The following is a 25,004-nucleotide window of genomic DNA, read 5'->3' as shown; positions in this document are numbered from 1 at the left end:
TCATTTATGGAAAACTAAGATAGGACTGCCTGCACGTGTAGGAGCATGTAATTGTAATTAAGTACTATAGCTATTAAATTTAGCTCTAACTAAGTCCACTTACATGGCAAAGCATGCACTATTTTTTACAGTAATGATGGATGTGAAAGGTTGGAAAAAGATGAAATTATACAATTCGATCTTAGATTTGATTGGCAACACGCCGATTGTAAAATTAAATAAACTACCTGCTCCAACGGGTGGAGATGTATACATGAAGTTAGAATCCTTTAATCCAGGAGGAAGTGTAAAAGACCGTGCCTCGATTAATATGATTGAAACTGCCGAGGCACAAGGAAAACTTATTCCTGGAAAAAGCATTGTCATTGAACCGACATCTGGAAATACGGGAATCGGTATTGCAATGGTTTGTGCGGTGAAAGGCTATCGATGCATTATTACCATGCCAGCAAACGCTACTGCAGAACGTGTGAAAATTTTAAAAGCTTATGGAGCAGAGGTTCATTTAACTCCAGCTGATCAGCGAATGCAAGGGGCGATTGATAAAGCAAACCTTTTGGCTGAGGACCTTCCAGATACATTTATTCCAATGCAATTTGAGAACCAAGCCAACGCTGATGCGCATCGTGAAACGACCGCTGTAGAGATTTACGAAGCATTTGAAGGAAAACTAGATGGTCTTGTTTTAACTGCTGGAACAGGTGGTACGGTGACTGGGGTTGGAGAAGAGTTGAAAAAGAAAATCCCAAACATTAAGATTTATGTTGTTGAGCCAGCTGGTTCACCCGTTCTATCTGGTGGACAACCAGGGCCGCATAAAATTCCAGGCACAGGACCAGGGTTCATTCCAAAAATTTTAAATCGCGAAGTCTATGATGAAATACTTCATATTAATGATGAGGATGCTCAGACAATGGCTCGTCGTTTAGCTGCTGAAGAGGGGATTTTTATTGGGGCTTCGGGTGCAGCTTCTGCCCACTTTGCGATTGAAATTGCCAAAAACCTCCCAGCTGAAGCAAGGGTTCTTTGTTTAGCACCAGATACCGGAGAGCGTTATTTGTCTTCAGACTTGTTTCCAGTTTAAACCGAATAGCTTTTAACAGAATGGATGAAAAAACAAACGAAAGGGGCTGGATGTAAGCAATGGATTTAACGATTAATTGGAATCAAAAGATGGCTTTCTCGAGTGAGACACCGTCTGGACATGAAATTAAGATGGATGCAGCACCGGAGATCGGTGGAGAAAATACAGGAGCAAGACCGACGGAACTCCTTTTAAATGCTGTTGCAGGATGTACTGGCATTGATATTATTTCCATCCTAACAAAAATGAGATTAGAGCCGACCTCTTTTAAAATGGAGGTTCATGGAGACCGTGCCGACGATCATCCAAAAAAGTTTACAGACATTCATATTCACTATGCGTTAGAAGGCGATTTACCTGAAGATAAAGTTGTGCGTGCGATTACTTTATCGAAGGACAAATATTGCTCTGTTTCTCACTCTTTAAGTGCGAACCTAACAGCTAGCTACTCAATTAACGGAGTAAAAGGTGAAAAATCTGTTTAAAAAATTTGATTCATCAAGAAAAGAGCTGATTTCCGTGTTGGGAATTAGCTTTTTTTCGTTCAATGTCCTCGGAGAGAAAGGAAGAGTATATGAAGACTTCGAAGCAAGAAATCCGCGAACATACTTGGGAGATTTTAGAGAAAAACAAGTTTGGGCGGTTTCCATTTCCATTAAAAAATCGAATTCCAAATTTTAAGGGAGCTGAAAAAGCGGCAAGCTTTGTCTTTCAGATGCCTGAATATCAACAAGCACAAGTGATTAAAGTGAATCCGGATTCTCCGCAGTTACCAATAAGAGCCCAAATTTTACGGGATGGTAAGACATTGCTTGTCCCGACACCGCGTCTTCGTGCAGGTTTTATTATGGTTAAGCCGGAAAGGGTACCAGCAGGGGAAGAACGAAAAGCTGCGAGTCTTTCCCATATTAAGTCGTATGGAAAAGAAATTCCAATAGCGAATTTGCCTAGAATCGATTTGTTTTTTGCTGGTTCGGTCGCTTTGCATCGCGATGGCCGGAGAGTCGGCAAAGGAGAAGGATATGCTGATCGGGAATATGCCATTATTCGAGAATTAGGCAATCCGGAGATTCCGGTTATCGGTACGATTCATAGCGCTCAATTAACGGATGCTGATGTGCCAAGAGAACCCTATGACTTGACGGTCGATTTTATTGCGACAGAAAATGAATTCATTCCAACGAATACACCCTATCCGAAGCCAAACGGAATTCAATGGGATTTGGTCACAGATGAAGAAAAGGAAGAAATGCCCGTTTTAAAGGAGATTTGGGAATTAACGAAAAGTCAGAAACGTTCATAACGTTGCATGCTAATTTCCAACAGAAAATGGTATAGTTAGAAAAAAGGAGGGGCAGGATGAAACGGTTAGAAGGCAAGCGCGTTGTGTTGGCAGGTTCACGGAAACTAGAGGAAATGAGTAAAATCATTACGAATTTAGGGGGAATTCCAGTCCTACGCCCGGCACAAGGAACCACTTTTTTAGATGATTCACGGCTTGAAGACGATCTCCGTGAATTCGTGACTGGTAAATATGATTGGTTGATCTTTACGACTGGGTTAGGGATTGAGACTCTGTATAAAACAGCGGAGAATCTTGGGATTGGACAAGAGTTTTTAACTACCATCCGCCAATCTAAAGTTGCCGCACGAGGATATAAAACCGTGAACGCGCTAAAGAAAATGGACGTCATTCCTCTTGTGCGGGATGACGATGGGAGCACGGCTGGTTTGGTTAGGGCTCTGAAGAATGAGTTTCCACGGAACACCAAGGTCGCTCTTCAATTACATGGAGACCCTGCACCAAAATTAATTTCCTTTTTAGACGAAATGCAGGCTGATTATAAGGAAATCCTTCCTTATCAACATATCCCTCCAAAACAAGAAATTCTGGAACAATTAGTAGACGAAGTTGTGTCCGCGGAAGTCGATGCCGTTTATTTTACAAGTACACCACAAGGCCGATTTCTGTTTTCATTCGCACGTGAACAAGGGAAACTAGAAAAGTTGTTAGCTGCTTTTGAAAAAGAAGTTGTTGCTGTGGCAGTGGGCAAAGTGACAGCTGCATCGTTACGAGATGAAGGACTGAAGAGAGTCGTAGTCCCCGATTTAGAAAGAATGGGCAGCGGCATCATTGCATTAGAAAAGTTTTATGAGAATGAACAGCCTACAGTATAGGATTGTCTACGATAAAAATGAATAATTATTGGACAGCTACCATAAGTATAATGGTAGCTTTTTTGATGGCGGGAAATGAGGTGGGATCATTTATTCAAAATTAGCAGCTATGACCATCGGAAGCTTATTAATTGGAATTGCTATTAATGGTTTTCTCGTTCCACATCGTTTATTAGATGGAGGAATTGTGGGGATTGCGCTCATTCTCCATTATTATTTTGATTTCAGGACAGGTCTATGGACGGCGTTATTGAGTATCCCTTTAAGTGTTTATGCATGGTTTCATGAACGGAAGCAGTTTTATGGTAGTTTCCAAGGCATGCTGATGACTTCGCTTTTTATTGATATCCTAGCTCCATTGAGTCATCAAATCTCTTTGCCTATTTGGTTAAGTTCGGTTATCGGAGGCGTGGTTAGTGGGGCTGGCATCGGGCTAATGTTGAGATATAAGACAAGCACTGGTGGGACAGACCTTCTTGCTTACTTTATATCGAAGGCAACGCCATTAAACATTGGATTTCTCATTTTTTTAATCGATGGTGTCATTGTGTTGGCAGGATACCCGACTTTAGGTTTTGAGAGTTTGCTATTTTCGACGCTAACGATTTTTATTGCAGGTTGGGTTGCGTCCATCTGTTACGAACGAATCTAAAACGTCCTTTTTAATCTATTCTTCTCAAGAATCTTTTCTTGTCTGCGAAAGGGAAAACAAGTATGCTATTGAAGAAAAGAAAATCTTTGAAGAGGTGTATGATGGGATTGAAATATATGTTGGCATTGCTGTTACCAGGAACCTTTGTGTTGTTTTTCACAAGAGTTGTGTACAACCATTATCTTGGACTTGTGCTAACCGTGGCTTTGATTGCCGCTTCTGTTTACCGAGGGTATACAGATTCTATGCTGCTCATTATTATCGATGCGTTTTCTCTAACAGTCGGATTTTATTTTGCCAATCAAATGGTACACCGCAAAAAGCAATAGCTGTGGTAGGTTTTATCTACTGTACAGCTATTGCTATTTTTTTCGCTTTATTAATTAATCACTTTAGGAAGTATGATGGAGAAAGTAGTGCCCTTGCCAAGTTGACTTGATACCTCAATTTTCCCATTCATTGCTTGTAAAATGTTAAAGGCAACAAGAGTACCTAATCCTGTTCCATTTTTTTTTCTGTGATTGAATCGGGGATCCGATATTCGCAACCTCTTCATTGCTCATCCCTTTTCCGTTATCCTCAATAATGATATAAATTGAATCTAGCATTTCATGAACAGCCAGTTCAACTAAGCCATTTTCATTTGTTGCTTCAATTCCATTTTTGGTTAAATTTAATAGAGCATGTCTAAATTGATAGGGGTCACCTTTAATGAATAAATTCCGATCAATTGCCGGGAAAAATTTCAACTCCACATCATGTAAATGAGCATAAGATTGGATTGACTGAATGATGCCCTCTATTTCTTGATGAACATCTAGGTTTGTATTCTTGCTTTTCCGGTCTTTTGCTAACACTAGGTAATCGTTAATAATATCTTGAGCAACCTCCAACTCCTCTGACACTTCAGAAACCAAGGCTCGCTGATTTCCTAGAAGCTCTGTTTGCTGAAGGGCACTCAACTGTTCTTGAGATTGCTCAATCGGTTTTTGCAATTTATGGGCAATGCTAATTGAAAACTGGCTTAATAAATGCATTCTTTCATAATCGGTCGCTTCAAAATACATCTTGTCCAACTCTAACAAAGATTCATGAATATGCCTTGTGGCGAGCATCGTGATAATATTTAAAACCGCAAAAAGAATCCATAAACTAAACTCTTTCCCCGATAAAGCACGATCATCTAAAAATTGTGTTCCAAATCCAAACATCATGAGGGCAATCCACAATAAGGTGAGTACATACATCCTTTTTTGTTGAGAATTATAGTTCTCGTATTTTTGAAGAGTCACCCGGAATAACCCTAGAAGAATGATACAAATGAGAATCGTTAAGTATAGTCCAGGGCCACCAATAAAGATGCGCATTAGAACGGTCAGCCCCATGAGCGGAAGCCCCACTTGATAGCCCCCATATAAGAACCCTAAGATTAAGGGGATGTAACGAAAATCCAACATAAACCCCTCGTTAATCGAAACCGGAAAGGCCATACACGCTAGAATGGAAACACCATATAGAAAGATAAGCCCTAATTTTCTTTGTGATTTCGATTGGAATTTTCTTTTAAAATAAGATTGGTAAAAAAGCGTAGGAAATAGAATCATTAAAATTTGAATCAGCCATAGACCGACTGGAAGGTAAAAAAAACGGTCCATTTCGTCATAAAACAAGAAGGTCACTTCCTTTCGGGCAATCTACCTTTCAATTTTAACGTAAGTTTCTAAATAAAGCTGTTGAGCATATCACACTTTCTACGGTTTTAAACAAGTTTTTTATATTTGATTTAACGGGCAACTAGTAAAATGGCCATAGGAAGCTTGGATAAGAGACGGGGATGTGGGATCACAGAATAGGGAGGAGGATTTGTGAAGGGATTGACAAAGCTTGTGTTAATAGACAGAATTCCAGGTTGCCGTTGTGAAAGTGTCTGACAAATTTGGTTTGTAAGACAGAAAAGTAGGAAGAGCAAGAGAAAGTGTCTGACAAAGGTGGTTTAAAAGACAGAAAGGCAGGAAGCAAAAGAGAAGGTGTCTAACAAAGCTGGTTCATAAGACGGAATACAGCAATGCCTTATCAAAGTGTCCCAATCGCCCCCTACTTAAAAGACAAACTTTAAGGAGGAATTCATTAAAGCTGTTTCAAAGCACCATTTTATAACAATCACCCAATTAAAAAACCCCCTCCATTCACATGATCTAATACGACCTCAACCAGAAAAAAAACCTAAAGAAAACACCTAATCTTGTATCCGATATGGGTGACGTCGCAAAAAACGACCCATTATCACCTATTTTAGAACACTTGTTTGCTTTAAAGTGGTTAGTTTATCATGCTTTGTGGTAGAATGTTGATATAGAGAATGAAACAGCAGGATACATACTGAAAATTAGAATTTAACTATACAGGAGGCTTTGTTGTGGACCAGTTTGAATTAGTATCAAAATACTCCCCACAAGGTGATCAGCCTGAGGCAATTAGACAACTGGTTCAGGGGATTAAGGAAGACAAGCGGCACCAGACGCTTCTCGGGGCAACTGGTACGGGAAAAACTTTTACCGTTTCCAATGTCATTAAGGAAATAAACAAACCGACTTTGGTCATTGCCCATAATAAAACATTAGCAGGACAGCTTTATAGTGAGTTCAAGGAGTTTTTTCCAAACAATGCGGTAGAGTATTTCGTCAGCTATTATGATTATTATCAACCAGAAGCATATGTACCACAAACAGATACCTTCATTGAAAAGGACGCTAGTATCAATGATGAAATTGACAAACTTCGTCACTCGGCGACATCTTCGTTGTTTGAACGTGACGATGTCATTATCATAGCTAGTGTGAGTTGTATTTACGGTCTCGGTTCTCCTGAGGAATACCGGGAAATGGTTGTTTCATTAAGAACAGGTATGGAAATTGAACGCAACCAACTTTTACGTAAACTCGTTGATGTCCAATATGAACGGAATGATATCGATTTTAAACGGGGAACTTTCCGAGTGCGTGGCGATGTTGTTGAAATTTTCCCTGCCTCACGGGATGAACATTGTCTTCGCATTGAATTCTTTGGTGATGAAATCGACCGGATTCGTGAGGTTGACGCACTGACAGGTGAAATTCTTGGCGAGCGTGAACATGTAGCGATCTTCCCAGCGTCCCACTTCGTCACACGAGAAGAGAAGATGAAAGTGGCGATTGAAAATATTGAAAAAGAATTAGAAGAGCGTCTTAAAGAGCTACGTGATAACGATAAACTACTAGAAGCACAACGCTTGGAGCAGCGAACTCGTTATGACTTAGAAATGATGCGCGAAATGGGTTTTTGTTCAGGAATTGAAAACTACTCTCGTCATCTTACTTTACGACCACCGGGTTCTACCCCTTATACGTTGCTCGATTATTTTCCAGATGATTTTTTACTGATCATCGATGAGTCTCACGTGACACTGCCACAAATTCGAGGCATGTACAACGGGGACCAAGCAAGAAAGAATGTTCTTGTTGAACATGGATTCCGGTTGCCATCAGCACTTGATAACCGCCCGCTCACGTTTGACGAGTTTGAGAAGCACATTCATAATGCGGTCTATGTCTCGGCGACACCAGGACCATATGAAATTGAACATACACGAGAGATGGTTGAACAAATCATTCGTCCAACAGGTCTTTTAGATCCAACTATTGATGTCCGGCCAATCGAAGGTCAGATTGATGACCTTATTGGGGAAATTCAAGAACGTGTTAAACGAAATGAGCGTGTCCTTGTAACAACCCTAACGAAAAAAATGTCCGAGGACTTAACGGATTATTTAAAAGAGATTGGGATTAAGGTGCAGTACCTCCATTCCGAAATAAAAACACTAGAACGTATAGAAATTATCCGCGAACTTCGACTTGGAAAATACGATGTTCTTGTCGGAATTAACCTTTTGAGAGAAGGGTTGGATATTCCTGAAGTTTCCCTTGTAACCATTCTAGATGCGGATAAAGAAGGATTCCTTCGCTCAGAGCGTTCATTGATTCAGACTATAGGACGTGCGGCTCGTAATGCGAACGGCCATGTCATTATGTATGCAGATAAAATGACTCATTCAATGGAAATGGCGATTAGCGAGACAAAGCGTCGTCGTTCCATTCAGGAAGAATATAATGAAAAGCATGGTATTACGCCACAAACGATTCAAAAAGAAATTCGTGATGTCATTCGAGCGACAGTGGCAGCGGAGGAACAAGAGGAATACAACCCTACAGAAGGTTTAAAGAAGCTAACTAAGAAAGAACGTGACGAGCTAATCGTCAATATGGAAAAAGAAATGAAGGAAGCAGCCAAGGCGCTTAATTTCGAACGTGCGGCTGAGCTGCGTGATTTAATTCTAGAGTTAAAAGCGGAAGGATGACAGAATCATGGCGATGGATAAAATAGTGGTGAAAGGCGCCAGAGCCCATAATTTAAAAAATATTGATGTCACCATTCCGAGAGATAAGCTTGTTGTTGTAACAGGGCTTTCCGGTTCAGGAAAGTCCTCCTTGGCTTTTGATACCATCTATGCAGAGGGGCAACGTCGTTACGTTGAGTCCCTATCGGCATATGCCCGACAATTTCTTGGTCAAATGGACAAGCCAGATATTGACTCAATCGATGGGCTTTCCCCTGCGATTTCAATTGATCAAAAAACTACAAGCCGAAACCCTCGGTCAACGGTGGCAACTGTAACAGAGATTTACGATTATTTTCGTTTGTTGTTTGCTAGAGTGGGGCACCCGGTATGTCCCATACATAAAATTGAAATTTCTTCACAAACCATTGAGCAAATGGTTGATCGGATTTTAGAATACCCTGAACGTACAAAGATGCAAATTTTAGCGCCGATTGTTTCTGGACGCAAAGGAGCACATGTGAAAGTGCTAGAAGATATTAAGAAACAAGGGTATGTTCGTGTCCGAATCGATGGCGAGTTATATGATGTCAATGATGAAATCGAACTTGAGAAAAATAAAAAGCACTCGATTGAAGTTGTCGTTGACCGGATTGTCGTTAAAGAAGGGATTTCAGCTCGGGTAGCGGATTCCCTTGAAACGGCCTTAAGGCTTGGAGAAGGAAAGGTTCTTGTTGATGTCATCGGGGATGAAGAGCTGTTGTTTAGTGAAAATCATGCGTGTCCATTTTGCGGATTTTCAATCGGTGAACTCGAACCAAGAATGTTTTCTTTTAACAGCCCTTTTGGAGCCTGCCCTGAATGTGACGGACTTGGCGTTAAAATAAAGGTGGATCCTGACCTTGTCATTCCTAATAAAGAATTAACCTTAAGACAGCATGCAATTGCTCCGTGGGAACCAACAAGTTCGCAATACTACCCGCAACTTCTTGAAGCCATTTGCAATCATTATGGCATCGACTTAGACATTCCGGTTAAGGACTTACCAAAAGATCAACTGGATAAAATTCTTTATGGATCAGGTAGTGACCGAATTTATTTCCGCTATGAAAGTGATTTTGGCCAAATCCGAGAGAATTATATTCAATTTGAAGGGGTACTCCGCAATGTAGAACGACGTTATAAAGAAACTGGTTCTGATTTTATTCGGGAACAAATGGTAAAGTATATGGGTGAATATTCTTGTGCTTCATGTGGAGGATACCGGTTAAAACCAGAGACCCTTGCCGTTTTGATCGACAATCACCATATAGGGCATATTACTGCTCTATCGATTGAAGAGGCTTTAGACTTTTTCAATAACCTTCAACTTTCTGAGAAGGAAATGCAGATTGGGAATCTTATTTTTAGAGAAATAAAAGAACGACTTGGCTTCCTTCTTAATGTAGGACTTGATTATTTAACGCTCAACCGAGCGGCAGGCACACTTTCAGGTGGAGAAGCCCAACGGATTCGACTTGCGACACAAATTGGCTCGAGGTTAACAGGGGTTCTTTATATCCTCGATGAGCCGTCTATTGGGCTTCATCAGCGTGATAATGATCGCTTGATTGATACGTTGAGAAATATGCGCAATATCGGGAATACCTTAATTGTTGTTGAACATGATGAAGACACGATGCTCGCAGCTGATTATTTAATCGATATCGGTCCAGGCGCCGGTGTACACGGGGGGGAAATCATTTCTGCTGGATCACCGGAAGAAGTGATGAATGACCCAAGATCGCTAACAGGACAATATCTCTCTGGCAAGAAATTTATTCCTTTACCGCTCGAAAGACGTAAGCCGAACGGAAAATATATTGAGATAAAAGGTGCGAAAGAAAACAACTTGAAAAATGTGAATGTGAAGTTTCCGTTAGGGACATTTATTGCTGTGACAGGGGTTTCGGGTTCTGGGAAAAGTACGTTAGTCAATGAAATCCTGCATAAGTCATTAGCGATGCAGCTTCATCGTGCGAAAAGCAAACCAGGTGCGTTTCGTGAAATCAAAGGTGTCGAGCATCTAGATAAAGTTGTCGATATTGACCAATCTCCAATTGGTAGGACCCCTCGCTCAAACCCTGCAACTTATACGGGTGTGTTTGATGATATCCGTGATGTGTTTGCTTCAACGAATGAGGCAAAGGTTCGGGGTTATAAAAAGGGGCGCTTTAGTTTTAATGTGAAGGGTGGGCGCTGTGAAGCCTGCCGTGGCGACGGGATTATTAAAATTGAAATGCATTTCCTGCCTGACGTTTATGTTCCTTGTGAAGTATGCCATGGTAAACGGTATAATCGTGAAACGCTTGAGGTTCAATACAAAGGAAAAAACATTTCAGATATCCTCGATATGACTGTAGAGGATGCAGTGGAGTTTTTTAGCAATATCCCTAAAATCAAGCGAAAGCTACAAACCATTGCAGATGTTGGATTAGGTTATGTTAAGCTTGGACAGCCTGCTACTACTCTCTCGGGTGGAGAAGCCCAGCGTGTTAAACTAGCTTCTGAGCTTCATCGTCGTTCAACAGGTCGGTCTTTATATATTCTGGACGAACCAACGACAGGTTTACATGTAGATGATATCTCAAGGTTGCTAGTCGTGTTGCAACGCCTAGTGGAAAATGGTGATACCGTACTTGTGATCGAACATAATCTTGATGTTATCAAAACAGCGGATTACCTTACCGACCTTGGCCCAGAAGGCGGAGACAAAGGTGGTACGATTGTCGCCACAGGGACTCCAGAGCAAGTCGCGGAAGTAAAAGAATCCTATACAGGAAAATATTTAAAACCAATTCTTGAGCGAGACCGACTCAGGATGAAGCAACAAGTGGAAGAAAAAGAGAGCATTAGCAGTACATGAACCATCTTGAAGAATAGATCTCAAAGTGAATCGGAAACGATCCTCTGAATTTCAAGGCTATTACGTCTCTGTTTTTCACCTTAAGACTCGCCTATTGGCGGGTCTTCTTTCTTAATGGAAGTTCATAAAAATTTCTTACTTAATGGTTGTTCTAGGGATGATAAGCTGTTGTCTTTCTTGAAGGCTCTTTTCTCAAACTTTGCTGCTTTTGACCTAGAAATACGTCTGTGTAAGCTAGGTTATTCAAAAAAATTGCTACATTTTATGAGAAAAGAGCTTGCAAACTAAATATAAACATACGAAATGGCTGCTAGATCGTTAAAATCGCCTTTAGGATTTTAACAACAATCTATAACAAAACAGCCTTCGAAAGAATAAGAGGTGAAACTTTACATCCCTCTTTTTCGTAATAATAGTTAAGATTGCAACGGGGTATGGAAAGAGGGCTTAAGATGAAAAAACTTGAATACACTGAGTATGCGGGGAGGTAATGTGAATGAAGGAAGAACGAAAGAAAATATTAAAGATGGTTGAGGAAGGTAGGTTAACTGTTGAAGAGGCCTTATTCTTAATTGAAGAATTAGAGAAAAAGGAAAAATCAATGGAAGACAAGAAGGCTGAATTAATTACCGAGCTTTCAACAACGGTAAAGCAAGATCACACCTATCAAGGTTCATTTAAGAAAGAGGAAGCAACAGGTCCGAAACTGCAATCCGCTGTTGATAAGATTGTAGATTTTGTTGATTCAGCGTTTAAGAAAATCAAAGATGTCGACTTAGATTTGAACTTTGGTCAATCTGTTGATATCACCCATATATTTCAACAGCCACAAATGAATTTAACTCAAATTGATGTAGATCTTGCAAATGGGTCCTTACAAGTAATTCCATGGGACCAGGAGGATGTTCGGGCAGAATGTGCCGCTAAAGTTTATCGAGTGAATGATCAAGAAGAAGCGCGAAGGAAGCTTTTAGATGAAGTATTATTTACGATTGATGGGCAAAAACTAATTTTCTCAAACCAACAAAAGTGGATGAAACTTGATGTTACTCTTTATATCCCAAGGCTAGAATATGAGAAAGTTCGCATTCGCCTCTTTAATGGAGCGATTTCAGGAGAGAACCTCAAAGTAACAGACCTTAAAGCGAAAACAGCAAATGGGAAGGTAAGCCTTCAAAACGTGAGTAGTAAAAAGGTTGAAAGTGAGACAGCGAATGGAGCAATCAATGTATTGGCGAGTCATATTTATGACCTAGAAGCTGAAACATTAAATGGCGCAATAAATGTAGAAGGTGACTTCAATACCCTCGATTTACAATCGTTCAGCGGCAGTATCACATGTACGGTTCGAAACCAGAATTGCGAAAGTATTGAGGCTACATCCGCTACAGCCTCCGTGAATGTTCAAGTTCCAGTAGGAACACCGGTACGGGGCGAACTGAAAACTAATTTAGGTCAATTTAAACTCGAACTTGAAGGAATAGAAATACTAGAGGAAAAAAGTGAGATGGTTCAGAAGATGCTTCGGTTTACAACGAGAGAATTGGAAGCCAATCCAACGAGAATTTTTGCCGAGTCCAAGTCAGGAACAATTTCACTAAGTAAAACAATATGAAGTGGTTGCTAGGAATCGGCATCAACGCCGTACTTTTTATTGCAATTGCAGGCTACTTTGAATCCTTTTATGTTTCGAGTTTTGGAGCAGCACTTGGTGCAAGCTTTTTGCTGTCCATTCTAAACATTTTAGTACGTCCCATTTTAATTCTCTTTACTTTGCCGGTTACACTGCTAACTCTGGGATTCTTTTTATTCGTCATTAATGCCATTACATTGATGTTAACAGACAGCTTAATGGGTGAGGCTTTTCAAATAGGTGGGTTTGGTATGGCGCTACTTACTGCAGTCATCATGTCTGTCTTTAACATTATTATCCAGAGTACAATTTTTAAAAAAGAGTAGAGAAGTCCGATCACAAATGTGGTCGGACTTTTCGCATCTATTTCAATTAGATTCTAAAGGAAGTTTATTACTTTTCTTATGTCCATTTTCAATCTCCTGCGTTTTGTTCTGTTAGAAATAATGCTAAAATAAGTAGTATTGAATTTTGAATAAAATGAAGGAGGATTCCTCATTGCCGAAAGTACGAACAAAAGATATTATCAAAAAATTTAAACTTGAATTGATCAGTGGTGAAGAAGGAATTAACCGCCCAATTACAACTAGTGACTTGTCTCGACCTGCGCTAGAAATGGCAGGCTTTTTTGAATATTACCCTGCTGAGCGTGTTCAATTACTTGGGAAAACTGAACTTACTTTTATTGAAAAATTAAGCAGTAGTGAAAGAGAATACCGGTTAAGTCAGCTATGTACAGACCTGACCCCTGGGATTATTGTTACTAGAGAATTAGAAGTACCTGAGGAACTTAAGGAAGCGGCTGAGCGTGAATCAGTACCATTGATGAGATCGAATCACAAAACGACTAGATTATCGAGTCATTTAACAAATTATCTTGAAAGTAAACTTGCGCCGACAACAGCGGTTCATGGTGTCTTGGTGGATATTTATGGGATTGGTGTACTTATTACCGGAAAAAGTGGTGTTGGTAAAAGTGAAACTGCTTTGGAGCTTGTTAAACGAGGCCATCGTTTAGTAGCAGATGACTGCGTTGAGATTCGACAAGAAGACCAAGATACGCTAGTCGGAACCTCACCAGAGTTAATTGAACATCTCCTCGAAATTCGTGGTCTTGGAATTATCAATGTAATGACCTTGTTTGGAGCGGGTGCCGTTCGCACGCATAAGCGAATTTCTTTAAACATTGATTTAGAATTATGGGATAAAAACAAAACTTATGATCGACTTGGGTTAGATGAAGATAAGTTGAAAATTATTGATTCGGAAATTACCAAGTTGACTTTGCCAGTACGTCCGGGTCGAAATCTTGCGGTCATTATTGAGGTTGCAGCGATGAACTTCCGTCTAAAGCGCATGGGAATGAATGCGGCGGAACAATTCTCGAATCGTTTAGCTGATGTTATTGAAGACGGGGACCATGAGGATATTTAGAGCAAGAGAGTAACCAAGTGTACATAGGAGGCACGCTTCTTATATCCAAGAAAAAGAGATAGAATGCAAAGGAGAATTTGTACATGGAAGAAAACTTTCAACTGATTGATCCAGTCGCCTTTTCTTTAGGCCCGATTCAAGTCCATTGGTATGGTGTCATTATCGGGTTAGGGATTGCTCTGGCCTTATGGATTGCGATGCGCGAAGGGGAAAAGCGCGGTTTAGATAAGGATTTATTTGCAGACTTAATGTTATTTGCGATTCCAATTGCGATTATTAGTGCGAGGATTTACTATGTTATTTTCCAATGGGATTACTATTCTCAGCATCCGGCCGAAATCATTGCGATTTGGAATGGTGGAATCGCTATTCATGGAGCGTTAATTGGAGCGGTCGTAACGGCGTATGTTTTTTGTAAAAAAAGAGATGTTTCTTTCTGGAAGGTAGCAGATATTGCCGCACCAAGTATTATACTTGGCCAAGCCATTGGTCGTTGGGGAAACTTCATTAACCAAGAAGCGCATGGAGGCGAAGTTAGTCGCGCTTTCCTAGAAAATTTAATGTTGCCTGAGTTTATCATTAACCAAATGTATATTAATGGTACCTATTACCATCCGACTTTTTTATATGAATCCATTTGGAATATAATTGGTTTTGTTTTGTTAATTGGACTTCGAAGAGTGAATTTACGACGGGGAGAACTTTTCCTTAGCTACGTAATTTGGTATTCAATCGGTCGTTTCTTTGTCGAGGGGCTAAGAACAGACAGTTTAATGCTGACAGACTTTTTAAGAATTGCACAAGTGATTTCAATTGTATTGGTCGCCGCGGCTGTCGCTTTATGGATTTACCGTAGAATGAGTGGTTATGCGACGGAAAGATATTTAGATGTTGAATCGAAGCAACAGACCAAGCAAACAAAAAAAGCGAAGAAATAAAAGAGAATCAATTTAGGGGGAAATGCTTCAATGGTGTCTTCATTAAAAAAAGGGAGTCTAGTTGGTTTGCAAACTGTGTGGACACTTGGAAAGATTATTTTTCCAGTGACACTGATTGTGACTATTTTACAATATACTCCAGTCTTGCCTTGGGTCATTGAGGCAATTACACCCTTAATGGCATTGATTGGTTTATCAGGGGATGCAGCCATTCCGCTTGTACTAGGGAACTTTTTAAATCTTTACGCGGGGATTGGCGCAATCCTCTCGCTAGAATTAACGGTGAAAGAAGTTTTCATCATTGCCGTTATGCTTTCATTTTCGCATAATTTATTCATCGAATCAGGGGTTGCGTTAAAGGTTGGCGTTAAACTATGGATTGTTCTTGTTGTGCGGCTCGGGTTAGCGTTTTTGTCGGCAATAGTAATTAATTTGGTGTGGAACGGTGGTTCTGAAATCGCCAAATACGGTATGATACCTGCTCAAGAGGCACAGCCAACTGGTTGGGGTGCAATTGCAATCGAAGGAGTAGAAAAAGCAGGTTTAGGAATCTTACAAATTGCGATTATTGTCATTCCATTGATGATAATGATTCAGATTTTAAAAGATTTGAAATGGCTTGATCTGTTTTCTAAATGGATTTCCCCATTCACAAGAATGTTGGGAATGAAGGAGAATACCTCGATGACCCTTGCTTCCGGTTTACTGATTGGATTGGCGATGGGTGCAGGTGTGATGATTCAAGCAGTAAAAGAGGATGGAGTAACGAAAAAAGACGCAACGATTGCCTTTATCTTTTTAGTAGCATGTCATGCGGTGATTGAGGATACATTGATTTTTATTCCGCTTGGGATTCCAGTGCTTCCCTTGCTGCTCATTCGCGTAGTAGTAGCCATTTTATTAACCATGACGGTGGCGTTTATCTGGAATAGAGTCGACGTTGCGAAAGGAGAGGCAGCAATCTATGAACAATCAAATTGATACACTATTATTTGATTTAGATGGTACTTTAATTGACACAAATGAACTTATTGTTTCTTCGTATCTTCATACATTGGAGCAATACTACCCTGGTCAGTATAAACGGAACGATGTCCTTCCATTCATGGGGCCTCCATTAAAAGAGGTTTTCGAGGGGATGGATGTAACAAAAGCTGAAGATATGATTCGTACTTACCGGAAGTACAATATTGCGAATCATGATCGTCTCGTGACTGAGTTCGAAGGGGTAAATGATACAATTCGAACTCTAAGCGAAAATGGTTATAAACTTGCAGTTGTGACAACAAAGCTTGCGGATGTAGCAAAAATGGGCTTGGCGTTGACAGGTTTGGATAAGTATATCAAAGTGCTTGTTGCCCTTGATGATGTGACGAAAGCGAAGCCAGATCCTGAGCCAATCTATAAAGCATTGGATATTTTAGACTCAAAGCCTGAGACTGCGATAATGGTTGGTGATAACCATCATGATGTTCTAGCTGGAAAAAATGCTGGGACTACAACGGCAGGAGTCGCTTGGACATTGAAAGGAAAAGACCATCTTGCGACATACAATCCAGATTATATGTTGGATCGTATGCCAGATTTGCTACCCATCCTTGGGGTGAAGTGACATGAGAAAAACGGTTCGCTATCCCGTTGAAGGCGCAAATTCGCTTTGGCATATTTACAAAACCGTTCCTTTCTTGAAGGTTGTTAAAAATTTTATTGTGATCCAACTTGGACGTTACACACCTTTTTTAGCGGTGAAAAATTGGATGTATCGGACGTTTTTAAAAGTCAAAGTTGGTGACCAAACGAGTTTTGCGTTGATGGTCATGCTAGATGTGATGTTTCCGGAGAAAATTAGTGTTGGCCGCAATACAGTCATCGGTTACAACACAACCATTCTAGCTCATGAATATTTAATCAAAGAATACCGACTCGGGGATGTCCTCATTGGCGATGAAGTGATGATTGGGGCAAACTCGACTATTTTGCCAGGAGTAACAATTGGGGATGGTGCGTTTGTCTCGGCTGGAACCATTGTCCATAAAGATGTGCCAGCTGGCGCCTTTGTTGGTGGCAATCCGATGCGAGTCATTTATACGAAGGAGCAATTGGCAGAGCGCTGGGCCGATGATCCGATATATGGGAAGAAAACAAACCTGTAGCTAGGGACGCTACAGGTTTTTTACTGTGCTCGTTTGAGTTTAAGGGGAGAGAAGTAGGAGAACGTGCATTTGTGTAGGTGTTGAAAGGTAGGTTATTTTTGTGCCAAGAGCGGAGAAGAAAGGAGAGAACGGTAACCGAGAGCCGTTATCGGTGCCCGTGCGCGGAGAAAAAAAGAGGGAACGGTCATCGAGAGCTGTCGTCAATGCCCGTGCGTGGAGAAAAAGAGAGGGAACGGTCATCGAGAGCCGTTATCGGTGCCCGTGCGCGGAGAAAAAAAGAGGGAACGGTCATCGAGAGCTGTCGTCGGTGCCCGTGCGTGGAGAAAAAGAGAGGGAACGGTCATCGAGAGCTGTCGTCGGTGCCCGAAGAAGGTAAAAAAAGAGAGGACGGTAACCGAGAGCTGTTATCGGTGCCCGTGCGCGGAGAAAAAAAGAGGGAACGGTCATCGAGAGCCGTCGTCGGTGCCCGAAGAAGGTAAAAAAAGGAGAGGACGGTAACCGAGAGCCGTTATCGGTGCCCGTGCGCGGAGAAAAAAAGAGTGAACGGTCATCGAGAGCCGTCGTCGGTGCCCGAAGAAGGTAAAAAAAGGAGAGGACGGTAACCAAGAGCCGTTATCGGTGCCCGAAGAAGGTAAAAAAAGGAGAGGACGGTAACCGAGAGCTGTTATCGGTGCCCGTGCGAGGTAAAGTAAGAAGAGAACGGTAACCGAGAGCCGTCAGCGAGAGCCGTCGTCAATGCCCGTGAAAGGTAAAAAAAGAAGAGAACGGTAACCGAGAGTCGTCATCAGTGCCCGCACAAGGTAAAAAAAGAAGAGAACGGTCATCGAGGCAGGCGAACTTGTTGGAAATGCAACACTGCCCGTCAAAAAACACGCAAAAAAACAGCGAAGGGAATTCGCTGTTTTTTTATTAAGCTGTATTCTTTTTCTTTTTGGCCTTTACTTGGTTCGCATCCGTTGAAGCTACATCTTGTTTTAGCACTTTATAAAGCGTAAAGGTCATCATCAAGAGGATGATCGTGAATGGTAAAGCGGCTACAATTGATGCCGTCTGAAGTCCAGCTAAACCGCTTGTTATTAGGAGAACGGTTGCAATGGAACTCATTAATACTCCCCAAATTACACGAACTCGAATCGGTGGATTCAAGCTACCACCCGTTGTCATACTACTTAAGATATAGACCGCTGAGTCGGCTGATGTGACCAAGAAGGTTAAAATTAACAACATAGTTAACACAGACACCATAAAAGACAATGGCAGCTGGTCGAACAAGCTAAATAATGCATTGGTAATATCGGTATTTACGGCTGCAGCGATATTGGTACCACCGAATAAATCCATGTGTAAAGCTGTGCCACCAAATACGGCAATCCACATTAATGCGACTGCAGGTGGGGCGAACATGACACCAAGGATAAATTCACGCACCGTACGTCCTCTTGAGACCCTAGCGACGAAAGCACCGACGAATGGGGACCATGCAATTGCCCAAGCCCAATAGAAGACCGTCCATTCACGTGACCAATTATCCTCGGTATAAGGATTTAGACGGAAACTATAGTTGATAAAGTTGGACAAATAATCACCGATTCCGACGATGAAGGTATCAAGAATAAACACTGTCGGTCCTGTGATGAAAACAAATAACATCAATACTAAGGCTGCACCAAGATTGAGGTTGCTTAACCACTTAATTCCTTTATCCAAACCGGTCGAGGACGAAATTAAGAATAAACCCGTCATCACAGCAACAATTGCTAGTTGTGGCCAAATACCAGTAGGAATTCCAAATACAGAGTTTAACCCTCCATTGATTTGCATAATACCCATTCCTAAAGAGGTCGCTACCCCCATAACGGTTGCCACAACTGCAAGAATATCAATTCCATTTTTTAGCTTTTTCCGATTTCCAATTAGCGGTGTTAACGACGTAGAGACTAAGCCATTTTTCTTCTTTTTAAACTGGAAATAGGCCATGATTAGGCCAACAATGGCAAAGACTGTCCACTGACTAACTCCGTAATGGAAAAAGGAGTAACCCATCGCGATTCGCGCAGCTTGTTCGGAAAGTGGTTCCACACCGGTGACTGGAACATCATTAAAATGCGTCATTGGTTCTCCTACTCCATAAAAAACGAGAGCGATTCCAAAACCAGCAGAAAATAACATTCCAATCCACGTGAAGACGGAATAGGCAGGTTTCTCATCTTGGCCACCAAGGCGGATATTCCCATACTTACTAAAAATAAGGAAAATCAGAAAAGCCGTGAAGATAAAGATAGCTAGTAGATAGAGCCAGCCAAAGGATGTAGTAGTGAAATTTAATGCAGCATTCGCACCTTTAGCAAAGGTAGTAGGAAATAAAGCTCCAACTAATACAAAGATACCTAAAGTAATGGCTGAAACCCAAAAGACACTATTTAATTTGTTGTTAAACATCAACTCTCCCTTTCCGGATCTTTTTTTCCGCAAATAAAATGTTGAAAAGTAAGAACGAAGGGGGTCACCACGATAAACATAGAGCAAGAGGCGCTCATGAGGTTAGAGATAGTGGTAAAAATTCGGCGAGAATACGTTTTCCTATCTTCACAATTTAACAGTCTCCTTCACTTTGGAGCCTAGCTCGGCTGCGAAATCCGAGAAGGACCCAATCGTTCTTTGCTTAAGAAAGTTCCCCTTCTTTTTAGCAAAGAAGACACATTGTGAAAGTAGGAAAAAGAATTCCTTTTTTTAGCCTATGACCTGAATTCTTACTTTTGGAGTCATTCCTCCTTTCTTAGTTTATGTTAACAAACTTTTAAATGTTCGCACAAGTTCAGGGACATCCTGAATTTTCATTAAATCGGGAGAATTCGAGTCGATGATGTAAATAAACACGAAATATAAAGGAATTTCCCGGAAAATAGCCAATTCTAGTTAATGAAATAGTTTGTCCTACAATGATAGCGAATGGATTAATATCACCGAGGTAAGACTTTATCTAGGTGAGCAGCGTTTTTTTCTTGACGGAAAAGTAAGAAAACGGTAAACTACATATAACTTTATTTCATTACCATATTAGCGAACTAAAGTATTTTAACTTTTGATACAATACTGGATAATTGAAATGTATCTATTGAACGGAACGAAAAGAACAATAGCCAATTAATAAAGGGTGAAAATTAATGAGTCAGTTATTCATGTTTGAAAAACCATTAGGTATGCGGGACACGCTTCCTAAACTTTATGAAACAAAACAGCATGTGCGCACTGCACTTGAAATGGAAATGAAGCGTTGGGGTTATCAATTTATTGCTACTCCAGCACTTGAATATTATGAAACAGTTGGTACAGCTTCGGCGATTCTTGATCAGCAATTGTTTAAGCTCCTCGACCAGCAAGGTCACACGCTTGTGCTTCGTCCTGATATGACTAGTCCAATTGCGAGGGTTGCGGCTTCTAAGCTCTTAAAAGAAGAATTCCCCCTTCGTTTAGCTTATTCTGACAATGTTTTTCGAGCGCAACAGCGGGAGGGTGGCCGTCCAGCAGAGTTTGAACAAGTAGGGGTTGAGTGCATAGGAGACGGAACCGTAAGCGCAGACGGGGAAATGATTGCCTTAGCTGTCTCAGCATTAAAAGAAGCGGGTCTTGAAAACTTTCAGTTATCTGTTAGTCATGCTGGGTTCGTTGAAGAACTGTTCGTCCAAATACTTGGGAACGAAGACCGAGCACGTGAATTAATCCAATTTTTATATGAAAAAAATTATGTTGGATACCGCGAGCATGTCAAGTCATTACCACTTTCCTCTATTGATAGCAAACGACTGATCTCTTTTCTTGATTTACGAGGTGGAAGTGAAGTTATCGGGAAATCACTCGATTTAATTGAAAACGGCAATGGAAAGGAAGCCATTCTGGAGCTTCAAGAGTTATGGAATATTTTAAATGATTATGATGTTACCAAATATATAAAGTTTGATTTATCACTTGTTAGCCATATGAGCTATTACACGGGAATCTTGTTCGAAGTGTACGCGGGCAATGTTGGTTTTCCAATTGGAAATGGTGGACGATACGACAGTCTATTAGAGAAATTTGGAAAGTCTACTGGTGCAACAGGCTTTGCGATTCGCTTAGACCGTTTGCTAGAAGCAATAGGAGAACTGGATGAAACAGTGCCAATTGAATGTATTTTATTTAGCCCTGAGCGTAGAAAAGAGGCTTGCGCACAAGCGAAAGAGCGGAGGCAAGCTGGGAGGCATGTCGTGCTTCAGGATATAAGCGGGGTTAAAGATCTTGATGCCTGCTCAAATAAATACTCAAATGTGACGTTTTTAGTTGGAAACGTAGGGAAGGAGCCTGCGAAATGATAGAACCATTAACGATTGCCATGCCGAAAGGACGGATTTTTGAAGAAGCCGTCGATTTACTGCGTAAGGCAGGGTATCAACTGCCGCCGGAATTCGATGACTCGCGGAAGTTAATTATTGATGTAGAAGAAGAAAATTTTCGTTTTATTTTATCAAAACCTACAGATGTGGCCACATATGTTGAACACGGAGTGGCGGATCTTGGAATTGCCGGAAAAGATGTATTACTGGAAGAAGATCGGGACGTTTATGAAGTCCTTGATTTAAAAATAAGCGGTTGTTATTTAGCCGTTGCGGGACTGCCAAATACGAAAATGAATGATGTCGCCCCGAAGATAGCGACTAAGTATCCAAAAGTTGCGGCAACTTTCTTTAGAGAACAAGGGGAGCAAGTAGAAATTATTAAATTGAATGGTTCCATTGAACTGGCTCCAATCATCGGTCTTGCAGATCGAATTGTTGATATTGTTTCGACGGGAAGAACGTTAAAGGAAAACGGCTTGGTGGAATATGAGACCATTACGCCAATTACTTCGCGGTTAATTGTAAACCCCGTAAGCTATCGAATTAAGGACCAACGAATTTCTGAAATGGTTGCATCGTTAAGCGAAGTGATCTAAGCGGCCGTTTGGCCGGTGAAAAGAGTTGAAAGATTGGTAGAGTCCAGCGGTGCTCTATCGAAAGGATGATCAAGGTGAAGATTGTAAAAGTCAGTGGAGATGTTTCAATTAAAAGGTCGGTTGATAGTGGGACAGAAGAGCAAAGAGCAGCCGTACAAAAAATCATTGCAGATGTCCGTACCACTGGGGACGCTGCAGTGCGTGCGTATACGGAAAAGTTCGATAAAGTACAATTAGAAACGTTTAAAGTTGAGCCAGAAGAACGAACAGAAGCATATAAGCAAGTTTCTAGTGAGTTAGTGGAAATTATTCGCGAAGCAGCTCGAAATATCCAAAACTATCATGCAAAGCAACAGCGCAACTCTTGGATCACGACAGAAGAAAATGGAACGATTTTGGGTCAAAAAGTGACAGCTCTGGATTCGGCTGGTGTTTATGTGCCAGGTGGAACGGCAGCGTACCCATCTTCCGTCCTCATGAATGTTCTTCCAGCTAAGGTAGCAGGTGTTGAAAGAATTGTTATGGTTTCTCCTCCGGGAGAAGATGGCAAGCTTCCAGCTGGCGTGCTAGTTGCAGCCGATATTGCTGGCGTAACAGAAATCTATAAAATAGGTGGAGCTCAAGCAATCGCTGCATTAGCGTATGGGACGGAAACCATTCAAGCAGTCGATAAAATTACTGGACCAGGCAATATTTTCGTCGCGTTAGCAAAGCGGGAAGTATTCGGCGATGTGGATATTGATATGATTGCTGGTCCAAGTGAGATAGCGGTACTTGCGGATGATACTGCTAATGCAGATGAAATTGCCGCCGATCTTTTATCGCAAGCAGAGCACGATACAAGAGCAAGCAGTGTTTTGGTGACTCCGTCAGCAAGTTTGGCAGAAGCGGTACAAGCTGAAGTAAAGGCACAGTTAGAAACTTTACCTCGAAAAGAAATCGCTGGAAAATCGGTCGAAGATTTTGGCGCGATTTACTTAGCAAAAGATCTAAATGAAGCGATCGACGTGGTGAATCAATTGGCGCCTGAACACTTAGAAGTTATCGTGGAGAATGCAATGGAGTTAGTTGGTCAAATTCGCCATGCAGGCGCGATTTTTATTGGACGTTATAGTTCCGAACCAGTTGGTGATTACTTTGCTGGCCCGAATCATGTGTTGCCCACAAATGGAACAGCTCGGTTTTCAAGCCCATTAAGTGTCGATGATTTTCAGAAAAAGTCGAGCATTATTTCTTATAGTAAAAAAGCGATGCAAGACAACGGTGCCAAGATCGCCGCATTTGCCCGCCTTGAAGGGTTAGAAGCACATGCACGTGCCGTGGAGACCAGATTAAAGAAATTTTAATCCTTACAGTTAACTTGGCTTTTCAAGTCTAATTATCAATTTTATAGCTAAAATATGTGAAAAATAGATTTAGGCTATTGGATAAAAAAAGAAAAAATAAATAATAGAGTCTGTGATGGAGGTAAGTACAATGGAGAGAGTGGCCACGGTCAATCGCAAAACAAATGAGACAGATATTCAGTTAAGTTTAGGAGTAGATGGAGAAGGTTTTTCTGAACTTGAAACAGGTGTCCCTTTTTTAACTCATATGCTTGATTTATTTGCAAAGCATGGACAGTTCGATTTAAAAGTCGATGCCAAAGGGGATATCGAAATAGACGATCATCATACAACAGAAGATATTGGGATTTGCCTTGGTCAGGCTCTTCGAGAGGCATTAGGGGATAAAAAAGGAATCAAGCGTTACGGAAATGCTTTTGTGCCAATGGATGAAGCTTTGGCTCAAGTTGTTGTTGATTTAAGCAATCGTCCTCATTTTGAGCTTCGGGGAGAATTTCCATCCAAAAAAGTAGGAACTTTTGATACGGAATTGGTTCATGAATTTTTATGGAAACTGGCTCTGGAAGCGCGAATGAATTTACATGTGATTGTTCACTATGGTCACAATACCCACCATATGATTGAGGCGGTTTTCAAAGCGTTAGCGCGTGCATTAGATGAAGCAACAACGATTGACCCACGAGTTAAAGGGATTCCGTCTTCGAAAGGAATGCTGTAAATGATCGGAATCGTTGATTATGGCATGGGCAATTTGTTCAGTGTCAGTAAGGCACTTGAACGATTGAATGCTGATTACTTTCTCTCAGAAGATAAGGATGAGTTAAAAACTGCTGATGCTTTATTGGTGCCAGGGGTTGGTGCTTTTCCTGATGCTATGCAGCGCCTAAACGAATTTGGGTTGGCTAACATGATTCGTGAGTTCGCGGCAACAGGAAAACCTGTGCTTGGCATTTGCTTAGGGATGCAGCTTTTATTTGGAGAAAGCAAAGAGAATAGAGTCACTCAAGGGTTAGGCTTGTTACCCGGAACAGTCGAACGTTTTCCAGGTCAGACACCATCAGGAGAAGCGTATAAAGTACCACATATGGGCTGGAATCAATTAACGTTTGTTAATGAATCAAAGCTAACCGAGGGTGTTCAACCAGGACATGTTTATTTTGTTCATTCTTATTATGTAAAGACAACCGACAGAGACGTGCTGATTGCAGTCAGTGATTATGACGTAGAGGTACCAGCTGTTGTTGGGCGTAATAACGTTTTTGGGATGCAGTTCCATCCGGAAAAAAGCGGTGCTTTTGGAATGGAATTACTCAGTAATTTTACAAAGTTAGCACAGTAAA

At 41.1% G+C, this 25,004-nt stretch carries 22 protein-coding genes; 20 read left to right on the top strand and 2 right to left on the bottom strand.

The window, feature by feature from the left end:
• Positions 1-160 precede the first annotated feature (160 nt).
• The 6 genes from cysK (at position 161) to M3182_RS05285 (ending at position 4,243) form a co-directional block, all read left to right on the top strand.
• Positions 161-1,084: a cysteine synthase A gene (gene cysK, locus M3182_RS05310; RefSeq protein WP_251426263.1), complete on the top strand. Its 924-nt coding sequence runs from the start codon at positions 161-163 to the stop codon at positions 1,082-1,084.
• A 59-nt stretch (positions 1,085-1,143) separates the two neighbouring features.
• Positions 1,144-1,569, top strand: a complete 426-nt coding sequence (locus tag M3182_RS05305; RefSeq protein ID WP_251426262.1) for an OsmC family protein — start codon at positions 1,144-1,146, stop codon at positions 1,567-1,569.
• 89 nt (positions 1,570-1,658) lie between these two features.
• Positions 1,659-2,387: a 5-formyltetrahydrofolate cyclo-ligase gene (locus M3182_RS05300; RefSeq protein WP_251557262.1), complete on the top strand. Its 729-nt coding sequence runs from the start codon at positions 1,659-1,661 to the stop codon at positions 2,385-2,387.
• A 56-nt stretch (positions 2,388-2,443) separates the two neighbouring features.
• Positions 2,444-3,262 carry a uroporphyrinogen-III synthase gene (locus M3182_RS05295; RefSeq protein ID WP_251557260.1) on the top strand — a complete coding sequence of 273 codons (819 nt, stop codon included), beginning with the start codon at positions 2,444-2,446 and terminating at the stop codon, positions 3,260-3,262.
• 109 nt (positions 3,263-3,371) lie between these two features.
• Complete coding sequence (locus M3182_RS05290; protein ID WP_251557257.1) at positions 3,372-3,914, top strand: YitT family protein; 543 nt, start codon at positions 3,372-3,374, stop codon at positions 3,912-3,914.
• Positions 3,915-4,015: 101 nt separating this feature from the next.
• Positions 4,016-4,243 carry a CsbA family protein gene (locus M3182_RS05285; protein WP_251426258.1) on the top strand — a complete coding sequence of 76 codons (228 nt, stop codon included), beginning with the start codon at positions 4,016-4,018 and terminating at the stop codon, positions 4,241-4,243.
• A gap of 144 nt (positions 4,244-4,387) precedes the next feature.
• Here M3182_RS05285 and M3182_RS05275 read toward each other — a convergent pair whose 3' ends face one another.
• On the bottom strand, positions 4,388-5,584 hold the full coding sequence (locus tag M3182_RS05275; protein WP_285867131.1) for a LytS/YhcK type 5TM receptor domain-containing protein: 1,197 nt from the start codon (positions 5,582-5,584) through the stop codon (positions 4,388-4,390).
• A gap of 746 nt (positions 5,585-6,330) precedes the next feature.
• On the opposite strand from M3182_RS05275, the gene uvrB reads away from it, so the two are divergent.
• The 9 genes from uvrB to M3182_RS05230 all read left to right on the top strand — a co-directional run bounded on the left by uvrB (position 6,331) and on the right by M3182_RS05230 (position 17,349).
• Positions 6,331-8,307, top strand: coding sequence for an excinuclease ABC subunit UvrB (uvrB, locus tag M3182_RS05270; protein WP_251426256.1), 1,977 nt, complete (start codon positions 6,331-6,333; stop codon positions 8,305-8,307).
• 7 nt (positions 8,308-8,314) lie between these two features.
• Complete coding sequence (gene uvrA / locus M3182_RS05265; RefSeq protein ID WP_251426255.1) at positions 8,315-11,191, top strand: excinuclease ABC subunit UvrA; 2,877 nt, start codon at positions 8,315-8,317, stop codon at positions 11,189-11,191.
• A gap of 496 nt (positions 11,192-11,687) precedes the next feature.
• Positions 11,688-12,806, top strand: coding sequence for a DUF4097 family beta strand repeat-containing protein (locus tag M3182_RS05260; RefSeq protein ID WP_251557256.1), 1,119 nt, complete (start codon positions 11,688-11,690; stop codon positions 12,804-12,806).
• Positions 12,803-13,150 (top strand): phage holin family protein, encoded by a 348-nt coding sequence (locus tag M3182_RS05255; protein ID WP_251557254.1) that lies wholly within the window; start codon positions 12,803-12,805, stop codon positions 13,148-13,150. The genes M3182_RS05260 and M3182_RS05255 overlap by 4 nt, the downstream gene beginning before the upstream one ends.
• 172 nt (positions 13,151-13,322) lie before the next feature.
• On the top strand, positions 13,323-14,258 hold the full coding sequence (gene hprK / locus M3182_RS05250; protein WP_251426252.1) for an HPr(Ser) kinase/phosphatase: 936 nt from the start codon (positions 13,323-13,325) through the stop codon (positions 14,256-14,258).
• Positions 14,259-14,341: 83 nt separating this feature from the next.
• A complete protein-coding gene (gene lgt / locus M3182_RS05245; RefSeq protein ID WP_251557252.1) occupies positions 14,342-15,196 on the top strand; it encodes a prolipoprotein diacylglyceryl transferase in 855 nt (284 codons plus the stop codon).
• A 30-nt stretch (positions 15,197-15,226) separates the two neighbouring features.
• On the top strand, positions 15,227-16,177 hold the full coding sequence (locus tag M3182_RS05240; protein WP_251426250.1) for a nucleoside recognition domain-containing protein: 951 nt from the start codon (positions 15,227-15,229) through the stop codon (positions 16,175-16,177).
• Entirely contained in the window at positions 16,161-16,808 is a 648-nt protein-coding gene (gene ppaX, locus M3182_RS05235) for a pyrophosphatase PpaX (protein ID WP_251426249.1), read from the top strand. The genes M3182_RS05240 and ppaX overlap by 17 nt, the downstream gene beginning before the upstream one ends.
• 1 nt (position 16,809) lies before the next feature.
• On the top strand, positions 16,810-17,349 hold the full coding sequence (locus tag M3182_RS05230) for an acyltransferase (protein WP_251426248.1): 540 nt from the start codon (positions 16,810-16,812) through the stop codon (positions 17,347-17,349).
• Positions 17,350-18,258: 909 nt separating this feature from the next.
• On the opposite strand, the gene M3182_RS05225 is transcribed toward M3182_RS05230, so the two are convergent.
• Complete coding sequence (locus M3182_RS05225; protein ID WP_251557245.1) at positions 18,259-19,788, bottom strand: BCCT family transporter; 1,530 nt, start codon at positions 19,786-19,788, stop codon at positions 18,259-18,261.
• 725 nt (positions 19,789-20,513) lie between these two features.
• Between M3182_RS05225 and M3182_RS05220 the strand changes: the two genes are divergently transcribed.
• From M3182_RS05220 to hisH, 5 genes are all read left to right on the top strand, one after another.
• A complete protein-coding gene (locus tag M3182_RS05220; RefSeq protein ID WP_251426246.1) occupies positions 20,514-21,698 on the top strand; it encodes an ATP phosphoribosyltransferase regulatory subunit in 1,185 nt (394 codons plus the stop codon).
• Positions 21,695-22,318 carry an ATP phosphoribosyltransferase gene (gene hisG / locus M3182_RS05215; RefSeq protein ID WP_251426245.1) on the top strand — a complete coding sequence of 208 codons (624 nt, stop codon included), beginning with the start codon at positions 21,695-21,697 and terminating at the stop codon, positions 22,316-22,318. Before M3182_RS05220 ends, hisG begins: the two co-directional genes overlap by 4 nt.
• Before the next feature lie 74 nt (positions 22,319-22,392).
• Positions 22,393-23,664, top strand: a complete 1,272-nt coding sequence (hisD, locus tag M3182_RS05210; RefSeq protein WP_251426244.1) for a histidinol dehydrogenase — start codon at positions 22,393-22,395, stop codon at positions 23,662-23,664.
• A 130-nt stretch (positions 23,665-23,794) separates the two neighbouring features.
• Positions 23,795-24,382 (top strand): imidazoleglycerol-phosphate dehydratase HisB, encoded by a 588-nt coding sequence (gene hisB, locus M3182_RS05205; protein WP_251426243.1) that lies wholly within the window; start codon positions 23,795-23,797, stop codon positions 24,380-24,382.
• On the top strand, positions 24,383-25,003 hold the full coding sequence (gene hisH / locus M3182_RS05200; RefSeq protein WP_251557243.1) for an imidazole glycerol phosphate synthase subunit HisH: 621 nt from the start codon (positions 24,383-24,385) through the stop codon (positions 25,001-25,003).
• Position 25,004: the final 1 nt, after the last annotated feature.

Origin of the sequence: Mesobacillus maritimus (assembly GCF_023715205.1) — a bacterium.
GTDB classification, from domain to species: domain Bacteria; phylum Bacillota; class Bacilli; order Bacillales; family Cytobacillaceae; genus Mesobacillus_B; species Mesobacillus_B maritimus_C.
The sequence above is the reverse complement of the archived record's forward strand: the minus strand, read 5'-3'. Positions and strand labels throughout refer to the sequence as shown.

What these genes read in the sequence shown, in the direction of transcription:
- cysK (WP_251426263.1), top strand. Translation starts at nt 161, where the DNA reads ATGAAATTATACAATTCGATCTTAGATTTGATTGGCAACACGCCGATT.
- M3182_RS05305 (WP_251426262.1), top strand. Translation starts at nt 1,144, where the DNA reads ATGGATTTAACGATTAATTGGAATCAAAAGATGGCTTTCTCGAGTGAG.
- M3182_RS05300 (WP_251557262.1), top strand. Translation starts at nt 1,659, where the DNA reads ATGAAGACTTCGAAGCAAGAAATCCGCGAACATACTTGGGAGATTTTA.
- M3182_RS05295 (WP_251557260.1), top strand. Translation starts at nt 2,444, where the DNA reads ATGAAACGGTTAGAAGGCAAGCGCGTTGTGTTGGCAGGTTCACGGAAA.
- M3182_RS05290 (WP_251557257.1), top strand. Translation starts at nt 3,372, where the DNA reads ATGACCATCGGAAGCTTATTAATTGGAATTGCTATTAATGGTTTTCTC.
- M3182_RS05285 (WP_251426258.1), top strand. Translation starts at nt 4,016, where the DNA reads ATGGGATTGAAATATATGTTGGCATTGCTGTTACCAGGAACCTTTGTG.
- uvrA (WP_251426255.1), top strand. Translation starts at nt 8,315, where the DNA reads ATGGCGATGGATAAAATAGTGGTGAAAGGCGCCAGAGCCCATAATTTA.
- M3182_RS05260 (WP_251557256.1), top strand. Translation starts at nt 11,688, where the DNA reads ATGAAGGAAGAACGAAAGAAAATATTAAAGATGGTTGAGGAAGGTAGG.
- M3182_RS05255 (WP_251557254.1), top strand. Translation starts at nt 12,803, where the DNA reads ATGAAGTGGTTGCTAGGAATCGGCATCAACGCCGTACTTTTTATTGCA.
- lgt (WP_251557252.1), top strand. Translation starts at nt 14,342, where the DNA reads ATGGAAGAAAACTTTCAACTGATTGATCCAGTCGCCTTTTCTTTAGGC.
- M3182_RS05240 (WP_251426250.1), top strand. Translation starts at nt 15,227, where the DNA reads ATGGTGTCTTCATTAAAAAAAGGGAGTCTAGTTGGTTTGCAAACTGTG.
- ppaX (WP_251426249.1), top strand. Translation starts at nt 16,161, where the DNA reads ATGAACAATCAAATTGATACACTATTATTTGATTTAGATGGTACTTTA.
- M3182_RS05230 (WP_251426248.1), top strand. Translation starts at nt 16,810, where the DNA reads ATGAGAAAAACGGTTCGCTATCCCGTTGAAGGCGCAAATTCGCTTTGG.
- M3182_RS05225 (WP_251557245.1), bottom strand. Translation starts at nt 19,788, where the DNA reads ATGTTTAACAACAAATTAAATAGTGTCTTTTGGGTTTCAGCCATTACT.
- M3182_RS05220 (WP_251426246.1), top strand. Translation starts at nt 20,514, where the DNA reads ATGAGTCAGTTATTCATGTTTGAAAAACCATTAGGTATGCGGGACACG.
- hisG (WP_251426245.1), top strand. Translation starts at nt 21,695, where the DNA reads ATGATAGAACCATTAACGATTGCCATGCCGAAAGGACGGATTTTTGAA.
- hisB (WP_251426243.1), top strand. Translation starts at nt 23,795, where the DNA reads ATGGAGAGAGTGGCCACGGTCAATCGCAAAACAAATGAGACAGATATT.
- hisH (WP_251557243.1), top strand. Translation starts at nt 24,383, where the DNA reads ATGATCGGAATCGTTGATTATGGCATGGGCAATTTGTTCAGTGTCAGT.